The sequence below is a fragment of the Phenylobacterium sp. genome (genome assembly GCF_044371015.1).
Taxonomy (GTDB): Bacteria; Pseudomonadota; Alphaproteobacteria; order Caulobacterales; family Caulobacteraceae; genus Phenylobacterium.
The window spans coordinates 18,317-32,856 of the sequence record NZ_JBILUK010000011.1; the positions used below are offsets into that span (position 1 = coordinate 18,317).

Here is a 14,540-nt window from a genome sequence, read left to right on the forward strand (position 1 = left end):
ATGGCCGACATCATGACCCCGGCGCTGGGTGAATCCGTCAGCGAGGCGACGGTCGCCAAGTGGGCCAAGAAGCCCGGCGACGCCGTCCGCAAGGACGAGATCCTGGTGGAGCTGGAGACCGACAAAGTCAGCCTCGAGGTCGCGGCGCCCGCCGACGGCGTCCTGGAGTCGATCAGCGCCGAGGAAGGCGCGACGGTCGAGCCCGGCGCCCTGCTGGGCCGCATCCGCGATGGGGCCGCCGCACCGGCGCCTGCGCCCAAGGCCGCGCCGGCCGCCAAGGTTGAGGCGCCCAAGCCGGCGCCAGGCCCCGCGCCTGTCGCGGCCAAGGCTCTGGCCGAGCCGGTGTTGGCGCCCTCCGCTCAGCGGATCGCGACCGAGAACAAGCTCGATCCCGCAGCCATTCCGGGCACCGGCAAGGGGGGACGTGTCACCAAGGGCGACGCCCTGGCCGCGCTGGAATCCCGCGCCGCCACACCGGCCGCCGCGCCCGTCCTTGCGGCGCCGCGCGAGATCCATGCTCGCGAAGAGCGGGTGAAGATGACCCGCCTGCGCCAGACCATCGCGCGCCGGCTCAAGGAAGCCCAGAACGCCGCCGCCATGCTGACCACCTTCAACGAGGTGGACATGAGCGCGGTGATGGCGCTGCGGAACCAGTACAAGGACGTGTTCGAGAAGACCCACGGCGTGAAGCTGGGCTTCATGGGCTTCTTCGTCCGCGCCGTGGTGCATGCGTTGAAGCAGGTGCCTGAGGTCAACGCCGAGATCGACGGCGCCGACATCATCTACAAGAACCACTACGACATCTCCGTCGCGGTCGGCACCGAGCGCGGCCTCGTCACGCCCGTCGTGCGCGACGCTGATGCGCTCAGCCTCGCCGGCATCGAGTCGACCATCGGCGCCCTCGGCCGCAAGGCGCGGGACGGGCAGTTGGCGCTGGAAGACCTGCAGGGCGGCACCTTCACCATCTCCAACGGCGGCATCTACGGCTCGCTGATGTCGACCCCGATCCTCAACGCGCCCCAGTCGGGGATCCTGGGCATGCACAAGATCCAGGACCGGCCGATGGTCGTGGGCGGGCAGATCGTGATCCGGCCCATGATGTACCTGGCGCTCAGCTACGATCACCGCATCGTCGACGGCAAGGGCGCCGTCACCTTCCTGGTCCACGTCAAGGACGCCATCGAAGATCCGCAGCGTCTGCTGCTGGACGTCTGAGGACCGACCCATGGCCGAGGCCGCGACTTACGACGTGATCATTATCGGCGGCGGGCCGGGAGGCTACAATGCCGCCATCCGCGCCGGTCAGCTGGGCCTGCGCGCCGCAGTGGTGGAGATGCGGGAGACGCTGGGCGGCACCTGCCTCAATGTCGGCTGCATGCCCTCCAAGGCCCTGCTGCACGCCTCGGAGCTGTTCGCGGCCGCCGCCGGCAAGGATTTCGCCACCCTCGGCATCGAGGTGAAGCCCAGGCTCAACCTGCCCCAGATGATGGCCCAGAAGGCCGACTCGGTGGGTCAGCTCACCAAGGGCATCGAGTTCCTGTTCAAGAAGAACAAGGTCGACTGGATCCGCGGCGCGGGCCGCATCGCAGGCCCCGGCAAGGTCGAGGTCACCGCCGCCGACGGCGCCAAGACCACGCTCTCGGCCGCCAACATCGTCATCGCCACCGGATCCGAGCCGACACCTCTGCCCGGCGTGACGGTGGATCAGAAGCGCATCGTCGATTCCACGGGCGCGCTCTCGCTGCCCGAAGTGCCCAAGCGCCTTGTGGTGATCGGCGCCGGGATCATCGGCCTGGAACTGGGCTCGGTCTGGCGCCGCCTGGGCGCCGAGGTGACGGTGGTCGAGTTCCTGGATCGCATCTCGCCCGGCATGGACGCCGAGATCGCCAAGACCTTCCAGCGCACCCTCACCAAGCAGGGCATCGCCTTCAAGCTGGGCGCCAAGGTCACGGGCGCCAAGACGACCAAGTCCGGCGTGTCGCTCACCGTCGAGCCGGTGGCCGGCGGCCCGGCCGAGACGCTTGAGGCCGACTATGTGCTGGTCGCTATCGGCCGCCGTCCGTTCACGGCCGACCTTGGACTCGACAGCGTGGGCGTCACGCCTGATGCGCGGGGCTTCATCGCCGTTGACCACTTCCGCACCTCGGCGCCCGGCGTCTGGGCGGTCGGCGACGTGATCCACGGCCCCATGCTCGCCCACAAGGCCGAGGAAGACGCGGTCGCCTGCATCGAGCTGATCGCCGGTCGGGCCGGTCACGTGGACTACAATCTGGTGCCGAGCGTCGTCTACACCGCCCCCGAAGTCGCCTGGGTCGGCAAGACCGAAGAGCAGCTCAAGGCCGAGGGTCGCGCCTACAAGACCGGAAAGTTCCCGTTCACCGCCAACAGCCGGGCGAAGATCAACCACGAGACCGACGGCCTCGTGAAGGTGCTGGCCGACGCCGCCACCGATGAGATCCTGGGCGCCCACGTGATGGGGCCGCAGGCCTCCGAAATGATCGGCGAGTATTGCGTGGCCATGAGCTTCCGCGCCGCGTCCGAGGACATCGCGCGCACCTGTCACCCCCACCCGACCCGCTCCGAGGCGCTGCGTCAGGCGGCCATGGGAGTCGAAGGGTGGACAATGCAGGCCTGATCGTCCGGCGCGCCAGGCCGGATGAACTCGCCGCCTGCGCTGCGCTCTATGTGACGGTGCTGCGCGAGACCTTCACCTGGCTCCCGCCCGAACGGCACAAGGAAGGCGATTTCTTCGCCGCCGCGCGGGACGAGGAGATCTACGTCGCCCGCCTGGGCGGCCGTCTGGTCGGCATCGCCGCCCTCTATCGACCCCAGGTCTTCCTGCATTCGCTCTATGTGACCGAGCGCGGCGGCGGCGTTGGCAAGGCCCTGTTGGATCACGTTTCCAAGGCCGCGGGCGGCGTCCTCCAGCTCAAGTGCCAGACGGCGAACCTCCGCGCCCAGGCCTTCTACCGCCGCGAGGGCTTCCGCTGCACCGAGGCGGGAGAGGATGACGGCGTTGCCTGGCTGCGCTTCGTGAGGGCGCCTTCGGACGCCAGATAGACCGGATTGCCGATCAGCCAGGGCCGTCCGTCCGGCCCGACGATGTCCGCCCGCAGCCAGCGCGTCGTCGGCGCGACCCGCGCCTGCACCGCGACACTCGTGGCGCCTTCTGAGATGGGCACAGGCTCCGGCGCCGCAAATTCCGGCCCGCCGCGCAGCACCAGTCGCCCGCCGCCGACACCCTTGACGGCGGCCTCCGCGACGACGCGACCGTCGCGAGGCCGTGGCAGGTCGCCGCCCATCTCGGCCCTGACACCGCCTGCCTGGAACGTCAGGTCGAGGCTGCGACCGCCGGCGCCCTGTGCATCGATGACCACCCGGCCGGCCTTCAGCCCCGCCAGGATCGCATCGTGCGTCAGAGCCTCCGCCCAGACCCGCGTGGTCGGCGCGCCCACGCCGCGCGGTCCGGTCAGCGTCGCGTCGTGATTGTCCGAACCGCCGATGCCGGTGATCCGCCGACCCTCGTTCAACCGCGCTTCCCAGAAGGCCATGCCGGAGAGCGGCCCCGAGGTCATGGCGCCGTTCACCACCTCCACCGCGTCGATCCGGGCGTAGTCCACCGGGACGGTCCAGCCGCAGCCCATGCAGACCTCGCCGGAGGGCAGCGCCGGGTGATTGATCGAGACGAAGCCGCCCGCGGCCTTTGCCTGGGTCAGGGCCCGGTCCAGGTTTTGGAAGTCCAGCGGCGCGGTGACGCCCAGCATGTTGGCGTGGCCTTGGAAGGTGGTGATCTCGCGTCCGGGGATCAGCACCATCGTGTCGAAGGCCGGCTGCAGTTCGGCCAGCGCCTGATGATGCGAGGGCGTGTTGTGTTCGGTCACCGCGACGAAGTCGAGCCCGCGGGCCGCCGCCGCCTCCACCGTCCGGCTCAGCGGGCAGGGCGCGCGATCGCCCGATCGCGCCGGGCAACTCCCGTCCGAGTGGGCGGTGTGGGCGTGCAGGTCGCCCGCGTACCAGCCCGGCCCCCGGCCACGCGGCCCGCCCGGGAAACCGCGAAACACGCCGTCGGTTTCGATGGTCACCCGCGCCGCCCATTGCGCCCTGGCGCCCTCGCGGATGTTGGGAACGCCCAGGATCAACCGCCATTCGCCCTCGGGCAGCGGCCCCGGCAGATAGGACGGGGTCGCCCAGGTCTCGCTGAGTGTGAAGGCCGACTTGTTGCCGCCGCTCCAGCCGCGCAGGCGTTCCGGATCGCGCAGACCGATGTCGATGACCGTCCGGTCCTCGCGGCCCGTTGCGGTGAACGACACCGAGAGTCCGGTGGCGCCCGCCGGAACCTTGAAGGGAACCTCCAGATAAGCCTGGTGATCTGCCCGGCTGATCTCGCCCGTGAGCGTGATCGCCACTTTCGACGGCGTTGGCGGATCGGCTCGCGCCGGAAGGGCCGCGAGCACGAGCGTCGCCGCCCATGCTGCGGCCCAGCGCATCACGGCGCCTCGTTGCCGAAGATCACCGTGCCCGCGGCGCCGAACATGCCGCCCACGCCCTGGCAGACGCTGATCTTGGCGCCCGGAACCTGGGCCGGGGCGATCCCGCGCATCTGCCGCACGCTCTCCTGCAGGGCGTACATGCCGTACATGCCGGAGTGCATGTAGGAGAGCCCGCCGCCGTTGGTGTTCAGCGGCAGCTTGCCGCCCGGCCGCGTGTTGCCCTCGCGGATGAACGCCGCCGCCTCGCCCGGCTTCACGAAGCCCAGGTCCTCCAGGCCGTACAACGGCAGGTGGGCGAAGGCGTCGTAGATCATCAGGTGATCGACGTCCGCGTGCTTGATGCCGGCTTCCTCAAACGCCTTCTTGCCGCTGATGCGGAAGGCCGTGGAGTGATTGCTGTCGTACATCTGGCTGACCAGCGGCGTCTCAACGCTCTCGCCCGTGCCCAGCACATAGACCGGCTTCTGCGGGAAGTCCTTGGCCCGCTCCGCCGAGGTCATGATCAGCGCGCCGCCGCCGTCGGTGACGAGGCAGCACATCAGGATACGGAACGGATAGGCGATCATCCGCGAGTTCATCACGTCGTCGACGGTGATCGGATCCCTGAACGTCGCGCGCGGGTTCATCCCCGCCCATTCGCGCTGCACCACCGCCACATGCGCCAGGTCTTCCTGGCTCAGGCCGTAGGTCTTCAGGTACCGCAGCACAGGAACCGTGAACATCGAGGGCGGCCCCACCGGGCCGTAGGGCATCTCGAACTGTCCGTTCATGCTGGAGGGCGAGGCGCCGAACCGGCCCGCGCCCACGCGGCTCTTACCCGACTCCCCGTGGGTGATCAGGATGGTCTTGGCGTGGCCCGCCTGGATCGCCGCCGCCGCATGGCGGACATGCAGCATGAACGAGCAGCCGCCCACGCTGGTGCCGTCCGCATAGGTCGGCTTGATCCCCAGGTACCAGGCAAGTTCGGTGGGGCTGACGCCGGCGGTGGCGACGCCGTCGATGTCCGACGGTTTCAGCCCGGCGTCGGCCATGGCGTTCAGCGCGGCGTCGGCATGCAGCCCGATCACGGACAGGTCCGGGATCACGCCCATCTTGGTGGTTTCAGCGGCGCCAACGACCGCGACGGATTTCGGCGTCATGGGGTCAGGCTCCGGCGGGCTTGAAGAAGGGGAGGGCGATGGTGTCGCTCATTTTCTCGAAGACAACTTCAAGCGGCATGTCGAGCTGCAGCGCCTCGGGCGTCTGTGGGCAACCGACGATGTTGGTCATCATGGTCGGGCCTTCTTCGAGCTTCACCACCGCGATGGCGTAGGGCTCGGTCCCCATGTCCGGACGCGGCCGCTGATTGATCACGTACGACCACAGGATCGCCCGACCGCTGGCCTTGAACACCTCCACATCCCGCGACCCGGTCTTCGGGCAGAACGGGCGCGGCGGGAAATAGGCTTCCTTCGTCTCGCGATTGCGCTGGAGCAGCAGTTCGCCGTTCAGCGCGCCCTCCCAGAAGTGCCGGGTCTCCGGCGTCGGCTCGGGCAACATGCGTGACGGCATAGGCGTCCCCTCCCTCGGTTGTTCGAACAATCGGTTTGCTCGTCTCGTCGGCAACGGCGGCCGGCAAGTCAAGACCCGAGCCGCTATTCTGGTGGGCGTTGGGTCAGGTCAGCAGGTCGACGCCGTCCAACCGCGCGAAGCGGCGGTCGAAGGTCAGGGTCTTCGTTGCGCCCGCGGATAAGCCGGCGAGGTGCAGCAGGCGATCCGAAAAATCACGGTGCGACAGGGCCAGGGCCTCCACGACCAGATCGGAGCGTTCCACCTCAATCACCGGGCTTTCGAGGAGTTGCGAAACGGCCGCCTCGATCAGTTGAGGTTCCGCCGAATAGGCCCGCTCGAGCACCCAGCAGAACTCAACCAGCGCAATCATCGAGACGTAGCCCGGGTCTCGCTCCGAAAGGCGGGTCTCGATCAGATCCGTCGCCGCTGCAGTCTGTTGAAGGTCATCTCGGGCGATGTAGCGAACAAGGATGTTGGTATCGAGATTGATCACTCTGAAGATCGCCGGTACCGAGCGACCGCCGCCTCGGCGATGGCCTCGTCCATCTCTTCCACCGTGACCGTCGGGCCGGTGTAGTTGAGCAGCGTCTTGAGCTTCCGGATATCGCCTCTGCGTGGCCGCAGCACGATCTCGCCGTCCCGGTTCTCGACGAAATCGATCTTGCTGCCCACCTTGAGCCGGAGGCGCTCGCGCGTCTCCGCCGGGATGGTGATCTGGCCTTTGCTCGTGACCGTCGCCGTTGCCATGGCCCACTCCGATGCGTTCCTTACCTATCGTAAGGGGCCGAAAACTGCAACTCCGTCCTACCTTTGACGTCATGGTTGGCGCGCGGTCCAAGTGCGATAAGGCTCGCCGTCGCGCCGGAGAGCCGCCAATGACTGGGTCTGAGATAGAAACCACACTACGCGCCTATGCGATGGCCTGGCGCGATGGTGATCTGGCGACGCTCATCGGCCTCTACGACGACGCCGTCGTCCTTCACTGGAGCGGCGGCCACGGGCTGGCGGGCTCCCATGTGGGCAAGCCGGCGGCGTTGGCTGCGCTGGCCGAGATGTCGCGGCGCACCAATCGGGAACTGGTTGAGGTCGTCGACATTCTGGCGGGCGAGACCCGCGGCGCGATCATCGCCGTCGAGCGGCTGGGCCACGGCGCCGCGCGTACAGAGGTTGAGCGGACGCTGGTCTATCGCGTGGGCGAGGGCCGCCTGCTGGAATGCTGGGTGCGGGAGGCCGATCCGGCCCTGGTGGACCGCCTCGTCGGCGACTGACCCCTCACACCGGCGCGGTCGACAATCTTCGCCGCTCGGTCGAGGCGACCAGTTCCGCCCAGATCGCGTCCTCGCGGACACGATCGCCGGCCGCTTCGGCCTCAGCGTGCGCCGTGATCAGCGCGGCGCGCAACCGGTCGTTCTCGGCGTGCAGCACGGAGAGCCGCAGGTCGGGGTCGCCGCCGGTCTCGCCCAGCAAAGCCCGCAGCGCCCGGTTCTCGTCCACCAGGATCGCCGCCTGCCGGTCCCACATCTCCGCCGCCATGCCGAGCAGGCCGGCGGCGAGCCCCAGCTCCCCGGCCCGCTCCGCGTCGGGCACGCCGGGCTGCGCGTTGCGGATCGACAGCGCGGCCAGTTCAGCCAGCACGGCGGGAACGGTCGGGTTCATAGCTTGCCCATCACCTGCAGGATGGCCCGGTCCTGAGCATTGATCAGCCACCAGGCCGGATAGATCATGATCGGCGCCCGGTTGGCTCCCCGGTTGAAGGCCGCCGCCGAGCCGACCCAGATTCCCTGTCCCTTCACGCAGTTGAACAGCGTCCACCAGTGCAGGGCGGCCGGATCGGCCTTCAGCCCCGAGGCGCGCTCCCACAACGCCACCGCCTCGCGCGCCGGAACCAGGCCGCCGGCCTTGCCCGTGCGGCCGAAGCTCCACACGGGCTGCAGACTCCAGCCCAGGTCCTCCAGTGGATCGCCCAGGTGGCACATCTCCCAGTCCAGCACGCCGTGAATCTCGCCCGCCGCGTCATAGAGGAAGTTGCCGGTCCGGAAGTCGCCGTGGACGATCCCGACCTTCTGCGCCGGCGGCGGCGGGTTGGCGCGCAGCCAGCGGATCGCCGCCTGGGTGATCGGCATGGGCGCCGCGGCATCGCGATCGATCAGCCCAGCCCAGTGGTCCAGCTCGCGGCGCCAGCAGTCCCCGGGCGCGGGCTCCGGCACGATCCCGCGCAGCGGGGCGGGATCGGCCCGCGCGATCTCCCCCAGGATCGACCACTTTCGCTCGGCCAGCCTGGGTAGGGCCGCATCGTAGGCGCCTGACAACAACAACTGCGGCGCGGCCTGAAACCCCGCGATCTCCTCGGCGATGAAGAACGGATGGTCGAGCGCGTCCGACCCTTCCTCCAGCCACAGCATCTCCGGCACCGGCACGGCCGAGCCCCGGAACGCCCGATAGGCCTCGAACTCCACCCGCCGCTCGGTGTCGATCAGGCTGGCCGGCGGATCGCGCCGCAGGATCAGTCGTCGCGACCGCGCCTCAGCCCCCTCGCGCCAATCCAGCACAAACCGATAGGTCTCGCGGCTGGCCCCGCCGGAAATCCGCGAAAGCTCCCGCACCGCCACGTCCGTCGCGCCCGGTATCCGCGAGGCGATATAGGCCGCCAGGCGCGGCTCCAGCGGATGGGTCATGCCGCCCGTCAGGCCATCTCGAAGCGGATCGGCAGGCGCTTGGGGCCGTTGACGAAGAACGCTTCGCTCAGCGCCGGCTCACCGGCGAGTTCGACCGACTTCAGGCGCGGGATCATCTCTTCCCAGAGGATGCGCATCTCCATCTTGGCCAGGTGCTGGCCGATGCACAGGTGCGCGCCATAGCCGAAGGCGATGTGCTTGGCGGGGCCGCGATCGATCCGGAAGGCGTCGGGCGCCTCGAACACCGCTTCGTCGCGGTTGCCTGAGGCATAGCAGAGCATCAGCCAGTCATTGGCTTTGAACGACCGGCCGGCGAAGTCCATGTCCTGGGTCACGGTGCGCATGAAGGTCTTCACCGGCGTCGTCCAGCGGATCGACTCGTCCACCAGGCTCGGGATCAGCGACAGATCGGCCTTCAGCTTCTTGAACTCGGCGGGGTTCTCCGCCAGCCCCCACATCGCCCCGCCGGTCGACGAACTCGTCGTGTCATGCCCGGCCGTGGCGACGATGATGTAGTAACTCATCGCCTCCAGGTCCGAGATCGGCTGGCCGTCGATCTTCGAGTTGGCGATGACCGAGGCGAGGTCCTCGGTGGGGTTGGCGCGCCGGGCCTCCGACAGCTTGCGGAAGTACTCGAAGAAGTCGGTGATCACACCGAAGTCCATCTGGCGTTCCTCAGCCGGCTTGTCGGCCTCGCCGGCCTTGGCGCGACGGCCCAGCTCCGGGTCGGTGGCCCCGAACAGCTCCTGGGTCAGCTTCAGCATGCGCGGCTCGTCGCTCTCCGGCACGCCCAGGATCTTCATGATCACCCGCAGCGGGAAATAGAGCGCCACCTCGTTGACGAAGTCGCAGGTCCCGCCCTTGGCCGCCATGCCGTCCACCGCCGCCCGGGCGATGACCCGGATGTCGTCCTCCAGCTTTTTCAGGTTCTGCGGCATGAACCACGCCTGGGTCAGCGCCCGATACTTGTGATGGTCCGGCGCATCCATGTGGATCAGGGTGCGCAGCAGGTGCGGGCTGCCGCCCATCATCTCGCGCACCCGTTTGTCGGCCGCCTGGCTGGTCAGCACCGGATTGCGGTCGCCGTTGTGGAACAGGTCGTTCTGCCGGCTGATCTCCAGGATGTCGGCGTGGCGGGTCACAACCCAGAACGGATCGACCCCCTCCACCTCGGCCACACCCAGCGGCTCGTTCTTGCGAAGCCACCGATAGGTCTCCAGCGTCCGCCCGTCCGCATAGGCGGCAGGGTCCACGAGGTTGAAGGCGTGGTCGGCGGGGATGCGGTGGTCGGCGGCGGTCATCACGCTCATGGCACATTCGCCGCCGGCGTGACGCGAGGTCACGCGGGACGGCGCCTCTCGTTTGATCCTATCTTCGGCGGATAGAGACACTGCCGCGCGCCCGCCCGCAAGCGTGACCGCGCGTCAACATCAGTGCGAGCCAACATCGAGGCGAGCCAACATCGAGACGAGGAAGCCATGCTGACCCGGGGCGACGACTATCCCATCCACCAGACGCCGGAACCCATCGCCTTCGCGGGCTCCGACCGCAACTTCTACGATCGCTACTTCTTCAACGCCTATGCGCCCGACGGCTCGGTGTTCGCCGCCATCGCCTTCGGGGTCTATCCGGCGCTCAACGTCGCCGACGCCCACATCGCGGTGGTCAAGGACGGCAAGGAAAGCTGCCTCCACGCCTCGCGCATCCTGGGCATGGAGCGGATGGACACCCGGGTCGGGCCGATCCGCATCGAGGTGCTCGAGCCGCTGCAGCGCCTGCGCGTGGTGGTCGAGCCGACCAACTGCATCGCCGCCGACCTCACCTTCGAGGGCCGCGCCTTTCCGGTGGAGGAGCCGCGCTTCGTCAAGCGCAACGGCCCGCGCCTGTTCATGGACTACACCCGCCTCACCCAGAACACCCACGTCTCCGGCTGGGTCGAGGTCGACGGTGTGCGCAGCGACGCCTCAGGCTGGCTCGGCACGCGCGACCGCTCCTGGGGCATCCGCCCGGTCGGCGCGCCCGACAGCCAACCCACGCCGGGCGGCGGCATCGCCGGCTTCTTCTGGCAGTGGACGCCGATCAACTTCGCCGACCGGAGCGTCTATTTCCACAACAACGCCGATCCGGACGGCACGCCCTGGAACACCCGCGCGGTGATCCTGCCCGACGGGGCCGGCCCGCACGGCGGCCATCACACCGACACCGCCACCATGGCCACCGACCTCATCCCCGGAACCCGCCACGCCAAGGGGGGCGTCCTGACCATCCCGATGGACCAGGGCGCGGCCACCGTGACACTGAAACCCAAGTCCACCTTCCTGATGCGCGGCATCGGCTATGGCGGCGAATGGCGCCACGGCGCGCTCAAGGGCGAACTGGCCGTCGCGCGCGAAGACCTGGATTGCGAAAACTTCGACCGCGCCGACATGAGCAACCTGCACATCCAGGCCATCAGTGAAGCGACGCTCAGCGTCCCCGGCCAACCGGACCAGGTGGGCGTGGGCGTGTTTGAACAATTGATCCTGGGCCCCTATCGGCCGTTGGGGCTGTAGGCCGCGACGCCAAGGGCCCTCGACCTCTGATCCGGCGTGAACCCGACGACCCAGCCGGCCCACCCCCAGCCCCTCCTGCGCGCTTCGCGTCGGGGAGGGGTGTCGTGACGCCGCGACCGCACTAGCCCCCAAGTCCGTCATCCCCCGGCTCGTCCGGGGGATCCATTTCTCCGCCGCAAGGGAGCACGTGATCGCTTTCAGAGCCAAGGCTGGCTTGAGCGGTGCCCGCCATCACCATGGATCCCCCGGACGAACCGGGGGATGACGGTGGAAGAAGCGCGCGCGTTGGGGACAACACCTGCCGCACCGCGCTCTCCGCGATCTCTGCGGCAGATAAGTCGCCCTCAGGACTTGACTTATTGTTCCCGTTATGTTCTGTTTCCTCCGTGTCCGATCCCGCCCACAGCCCTGAGGTCGCCCGCGAGACCATGGCCGAGCGCCATGCGCGGATGCTGGCCGATGCGGCGGCGCATGCGCACCGGATCGTCTGCGCCCGGGGGCAGGAGGCGGTTGAGGCGCAAACCCAGGACCAACGCGCCCAGGCCGAGCGCGCCTTCAACGACGCCGCCCGCACGATGCGCGCCGCCATCCTCCTGGAGGCCCGGCTGGCGCGCGGGCTCGAAGCCGCCTTCCGGGCCGAGCGCGACGCGGCGCTGGAGCGCCGCCGCCGGCTGGTGACGGTCCATCTGCGCCGTGAAATCCGCCGCGCCGAGGCTGCCTCCGGCCGGAGCCATCCGACCTGGCTCAACGACCTCCACGAGCGTCTCGACGCCCGCCTGATCGGCCCCGAGCTGCTCGACGCGCCGTTGGAAGAGGTGATCGCCCGCCTGCGCCGCCGCCTCGGTCTGCCGGATACCGACCTGCCGCTCGTCGTGGAGTCCGACGACCCCACCGACGAGCCCCAGGCCGCAAGGTTCCGCGCGCCCCCGCGCGAACCCTACACACCCGTGCTGCCTCCGGTGATGATCCCGGCCAACACCCATTCCGCGCCGGTGCTGAGTTCCGCCTGAACCCGGCGCCCGCGTCTTCCCGGCCGCAGGCCCGCACCGCGGGTCGGAGAGCCGGGACCCAGCCCCCACGACCTTACCACCGCACCCAACCGTCCCAGCGCCCCTGCCGCTGAGTCCCGGACACGCGCTTGCGCGCGTTCCGGGATGACGCCGGTGGCTGGGAGGCGCGCCCCTTCGGTGAGTTCCGTGCGTTCCGTGGTTCCCCTCTGCCCTGTCCCGGGGCAATGTCCGGTCAAACACCTCCGGGGGGGAGACAACGCTCCATGAGCGTCAAGACGCGCCTGTTCATCATGATGGTGCTCCAGCTCGCCGTCTGGGGCGCCTGGGCGCCGAAACTCTTCCCCTACATGGGCCTCTTGGGCTTCACGCCCTGGCAGCAGTCGCTGGTCGGCTCGTCCTGGGGCGTAGCGGCGCTGGCGGGCATCTTCTTCTCCAACCAGTTCGCCGACCGCACCTTCGCCGCCGAGCGGTTCCTCGCCGCCAGCCATCTGCTGGGCGGCGTCGCCCTGGTGGTCACCGCCTTCGCCACCACCTTCTGGCCGTTCTTCCTGGGCTACCTGGTGTTCAGCCTGCTCTATGTGCCGACGTTGTCGGTCACCAACGCCATCGCCTTCGCCAACCTCAAGGACCCGGCCCGCGACTTCGGCGTGGTGCGGATGGGCGGCACGGTGGGGTGGATGCTGGTCAGCTGGCCGTTCGTGTTCCTGCTGGCCGGCGCCGCCGACGTCGAACACATGCGCTGGATCTTCCTGGTCGCGGCGCTCGTCTCCTTCGCGCTCGCCGCCTACAGCCTGACGCTCCCTCACACCCCGCCAAAAAAGGCGGAGGCCGGCCTCGACGCCCTGGCCTGGCGGCGCGCCTTGGGTCTGCTCGCCACCCCCTTCGTCGCGGTGCTGTTCATCGTCACCTTCATCGATAGCGTGATCCACAACGGCTATTTCGTGATGGCCGACGCCTTTCTGACCAACCGGGTCGGCATCGCCGGCAACCTTTCGATGATCGTGCTGTCGCTCGGCCAACTGGCCGAGATCGGAACGATGCTGGTCCTCGGGCCGGTGCTGGTGAAGCTTGGCTGGAAGGTCACCATGATCGTCGGCGTGCTGGGCCACGCCGCGCGCTTCGCCGTCTTCGCCTTCATGGCCGACAGCGTGCCGGTGATCATCTCCGTGCAGCTGCTGCACGGCGTCTGCTACGCCTTCTTCTTCGCCACGGTGTACATCTTCGTCGACGCCGTCTTCCCCAAGGATGTGCGCGCCTCGGCCCAGGGCCTCTTCAACCTCCTGATCCTGGGGGTCGGCAACGTGGTCGCCAGCTTCCTGTTCCCGGCGCTTTCGGCCCGCCTCAGCGCACCGGGCCCGGACGGGACGCCGGCGGTCGACTACACGAGCCTGTTCCTGGTCCCGACCGGAATGGCCCTGGTCGCCGCCCTGCTGCTGGCCTTCGCCTTCAAGCCGCCCGAGCGCGCGCCTTCGGAGGCGCCCGTCACATGACTCCCCTCCGTCCGCTTCGCGGCCACCTCCCCCTGAGGGGGAGGACGAAGACACGCCCTTCCTCCCTCACCGGGGGAGGGGGACCCCGCGCAGCGGGGTGGAGGGGGCCCGCGTCGCAACATTTCCAAGGAGCCAACCCGTGCCCCAAACCTCGACCGATCTTCACCGGCGCGGCCTGCTTGCCGCCGGCCTGGGTCTGGCTGTGACCGGCGGGTCCGCGAGCGCGGCGTCGCGGCCGTTCTTCCAGCAGAAGAAGCTGCCCATCGGCATCCAGCTCTACACGCTGGCGCCCGAGATCGCGAAGGACCTCGACGGGACCCTGGCGGCAGTCGCGGCCATGGGTTACCGCGCGGTCGAGTTCCCGGGCTTCCTCGGCCGGTCCGGCGCCGATATCCGCAAGGCGCTCGACAAGGTGGGCCTCACCTGCGCCTCGGCTCACATCCAGCCCCGCGCTGTCGGCCCGGACGGCGGCCTCGACGGCGATCTAAACGCCCTGGCCGACAAGCTCGCCGCCATCGGCGTCAAGACCGCCGTGGCCCCCATCCTCCGCGTGCCCGACCGCTACCTGACCAGCCCCACCCCCGGCGGCGTCGGCGGCCTGTTGCGGCGCCTGGCGGTCGAGCTCACCGCCGACGACTGGAAGATGAACGCCGACTTCCTGAACGGCGTCGGCAAGACGCTCAAGGCGCGGGGACTCCAGGTCGGCTACCACAACCACAACTTCGAGTTCGCGCCGGTCGGCGACACCAACGGCCTTGAGATCCTGCTCAAG

Annotated in this window: 16 protein-coding genes; 8 read left to right on the forward strand and 8 right to left on the reverse strand. The window is 69.0% G+C overall.

Features of this window, described 5'->3' with window-relative positions; all coding sequences use genetic code 11:
* From odhB to ACIQ3R_RS02085, 3 genes are read left to right on the forward strand one after another with little or no spacing between them, the layout of a single operon-like run.
* A complete protein-coding gene (odhB, locus tag ACIQ3R_RS02075; RefSeq protein ID WP_397414531.1) occupies positions 1-1,215 on the forward strand; it encodes a 2-oxoglutarate dehydrogenase complex dihydrolipoyllysine-residue succinyltransferase in 1,215 nt (404 codons plus the stop codon).
* A gap of 10 nt (positions 1,216-1,225) precedes the next feature.
* The gene (lpdA, locus tag ACIQ3R_RS02080) at positions 1,226-2,635 is read left to right on the forward strand and encodes a dihydrolipoyl dehydrogenase (RefSeq protein WP_397414533.1); all 1,410 of its coding nucleotides are present in this window, start codon (positions 1,226-1,228) and stop codon (positions 2,633-2,635) included.
* Positions 2,617-3,060, forward strand: coding sequence for a GNAT family N-acetyltransferase (locus tag ACIQ3R_RS02085; RefSeq protein WP_397414535.1), 444 nt, complete (start codon positions 2,617-2,619; stop codon positions 3,058-3,060). The genes lpdA and ACIQ3R_RS02085 overlap by 19 nt, the downstream gene beginning before the upstream one ends.
* Here ACIQ3R_RS02085 and ACIQ3R_RS02090 read toward each other — a convergent pair.
* The 5 genes from ACIQ3R_RS02090 to ACIQ3R_RS02110 form a co-directional block, all read right to left on the reverse strand.
* Positions 2,967-4,487: a CehA/McbA family metallohydrolase gene (locus ACIQ3R_RS02090; protein ID WP_397414537.1), complete on the reverse strand. Its 1,521-nt coding sequence runs from the start codon at positions 4,485-4,487 to the stop codon at positions 2,967-2,969. The two genes, ACIQ3R_RS02085 and ACIQ3R_RS02090, sit on opposite strands and share 94 nt — an antisense overlap.
* Positions 4,487-5,629 (reverse strand): thiolase C-terminal domain-containing protein, encoded by a 1,143-nt coding sequence (locus tag ACIQ3R_RS02095; protein WP_397414539.1) that lies wholly within the window; start codon positions 5,627-5,629, stop codon positions 4,487-4,489. Before ACIQ3R_RS02095 ends, ACIQ3R_RS02090 begins: the two co-directional genes overlap by 1 nt.
* Before the next feature lie 4 nt (positions 5,630-5,633).
* A complete protein-coding gene (locus ACIQ3R_RS02100) occupies positions 5,634-6,041 on the reverse strand; it encodes a Zn-ribbon domain-containing OB-fold protein (protein ID WP_397414541.1) in 408 nt (135 codons plus the stop codon).
* A 103-nt stretch (positions 6,042-6,144) separates the two neighbouring features.
* The gene (locus ACIQ3R_RS02105) at positions 6,145-6,534 is read right to left on the reverse strand and encodes a PIN domain-containing protein (protein WP_397414543.1); all 390 of its coding nucleotides are present in this window, start codon (positions 6,532-6,534) and stop codon (positions 6,145-6,147) included.
* Positions 6,531-6,788 (reverse strand): AbrB/MazE/SpoVT family DNA-binding domain-containing protein, encoded by a 258-nt coding sequence (locus ACIQ3R_RS02110; protein ID WP_397414545.1) that lies wholly within the window; start codon positions 6,786-6,788, stop codon positions 6,531-6,533. The genes ACIQ3R_RS02105 and ACIQ3R_RS02110 overlap by 4 nt, the downstream gene beginning before the upstream one ends.
* 128 nt (positions 6,789-6,916) lie before the next feature.
* Between ACIQ3R_RS02110 and ACIQ3R_RS02115 the strand changes: the two genes are divergently transcribed.
* Complete coding sequence (locus ACIQ3R_RS02115) at positions 6,917-7,309, forward strand: nuclear transport factor 2 family protein (RefSeq protein WP_397414547.1); 393 nt, start codon at positions 6,917-6,919, stop codon at positions 7,307-7,309.
* Between the two features lie 4 nt (positions 7,310-7,313).
* On the opposite strand, the gene ACIQ3R_RS02120 is transcribed toward ACIQ3R_RS02115, so the two are convergent.
* The 3 genes from ACIQ3R_RS02120 to ACIQ3R_RS02130 are packed head-to-tail and all read right to left on the reverse strand — an operon-like array spanning position 7,314 to position 10,026.
* Positions 7,314-7,697, reverse strand: coding sequence for a hypothetical protein (locus tag ACIQ3R_RS02120; RefSeq protein ID WP_397414550.1), 384 nt, complete (start codon positions 7,695-7,697; stop codon positions 7,314-7,316).
* Positions 7,694-8,716: a phosphotransferase family protein gene (locus tag ACIQ3R_RS02125; RefSeq protein WP_397414552.1), complete on the reverse strand. Its 1,023-nt coding sequence runs from the start codon at positions 8,714-8,716 to the stop codon at positions 7,694-7,696. The genes ACIQ3R_RS02120 and ACIQ3R_RS02125 overlap by 4 nt, the downstream gene beginning before the upstream one ends.
* 8 nt (positions 8,717-8,724) lie before the next feature.
* Complete coding sequence (locus tag ACIQ3R_RS02130; protein WP_397414554.1) at positions 8,725-10,026, reverse strand: cytochrome P450; 1,302 nt, start codon at positions 10,024-10,026, stop codon at positions 8,725-8,727.
* Between the two features lie 168 nt (positions 10,027-10,194).
* Here ACIQ3R_RS02130 and ACIQ3R_RS02135 point away from each other — a divergent pair, with 168 nt between their 5' ends.
* The 4 genes from ACIQ3R_RS02135 to ACIQ3R_RS02150 all read left to right on the forward strand — a co-directional run.
* A complete protein-coding gene (locus tag ACIQ3R_RS02135; protein WP_397414556.1) occupies positions 10,195-11,268 on the forward strand; it encodes a hypothetical protein in 1,074 nt (357 codons plus the stop codon).
* 386 nt (positions 11,269-11,654) lie between these two features.
* The gene (locus ACIQ3R_RS02140) at positions 11,655-12,278 is read left to right on the forward strand and encodes a hypothetical protein (RefSeq protein WP_397414559.1); all 624 of its coding nucleotides are present in this window, start codon (positions 11,655-11,657) and stop codon (positions 12,276-12,278) included.
* 263 nt (positions 12,279-12,541) lie between these two features.
* A complete protein-coding gene (locus ACIQ3R_RS02145; protein WP_397414561.1) occupies positions 12,542-13,768 on the forward strand; it encodes an MFS transporter in 1,227 nt (408 codons plus the stop codon).
* Positions 13,769-13,907: 139 nt separating this feature from the next.
* A partial coding sequence (locus tag ACIQ3R_RS02150; protein WP_397414563.1) for a sugar phosphate isomerase/epimerase family protein occupies positions 13,908-14,540 on the forward strand: 633 nt, incomplete at its 3' end.

Excerpts from the sequence above, each read along its gene's own strand:
- ACIQ3R_RS02130 (WP_397414554.1), bottom strand. The coding sequence starts at position 10,026 with ATGAGCGTGATGACCGCCGCCGACCACCGCATCCCCGCCGACCACGCC.
- ACIQ3R_RS02145 (WP_397414561.1), top strand. The coding sequence starts at position 12,542 with ATGAGCGTCAAGACGCGCCTGTTCATCATGATGGTGCTCCAGCTCGCC.
- ACIQ3R_RS02095 (WP_397414539.1), bottom strand. The coding sequence starts at position 5,629 with ATGACGCCGAAATCCGTCGCGGTCGTTGGCGCCGCTGAAACCACCAAG.
- ACIQ3R_RS02125 (WP_397414552.1), bottom strand. The coding sequence starts at position 8,716 with ATGACCCATCCGCTGGAGCCGCGCCTGGCGGCCTATATCGCCTCGCGG.
- ACIQ3R_RS02115 (WP_397414547.1), top strand. The coding sequence starts at position 6,917 with ATGACTGGGTCTGAGATAGAAACCACACTACGCGCCTATGCGATGGCC.
- ACIQ3R_RS02120 (WP_397414550.1), bottom strand. The coding sequence starts at position 7,697 with ATGAACCCGACCGTTCCCGCCGTGCTGGCTGAACTGGCCGCGCTGTCG.
- ACIQ3R_RS02090 (WP_397414537.1), bottom strand. The coding sequence starts at position 4,487 with ATGCGCTGGGCCGCAGCATGGGCGGCGACGCTCGTGCTCGCGGCCCTT.
- odhB (WP_397414531.1), top strand. The coding sequence starts at position 1 with ATGGCCGACATCATGACCCCGGCGCTGGGTGAATCCGTCAGCGAGGCG.
- ACIQ3R_RS02100 (WP_397414541.1), bottom strand. The coding sequence starts at position 6,041 with ATGCCGTCACGCATGTTGCCCGAGCCGACGCCGGAGACCCGGCACTTC.
- ACIQ3R_RS02135 (WP_397414556.1), top strand. The coding sequence starts at position 10,195 with ATGCTGACCCGGGGCGACGACTATCCCATCCACCAGACGCCGGAACCC.
- lpdA (WP_397414533.1), top strand. The coding sequence starts at position 1,226 with ATGGCCGAGGCCGCGACTTACGACGTGATCATTATCGGCGGCGGGCCG.
- ACIQ3R_RS02110 (WP_397414545.1), bottom strand. The coding sequence starts at position 6,788 with ATGGCAACGGCGACGGTCACGAGCAAAGGCCAGATCACCATCCCGGCG.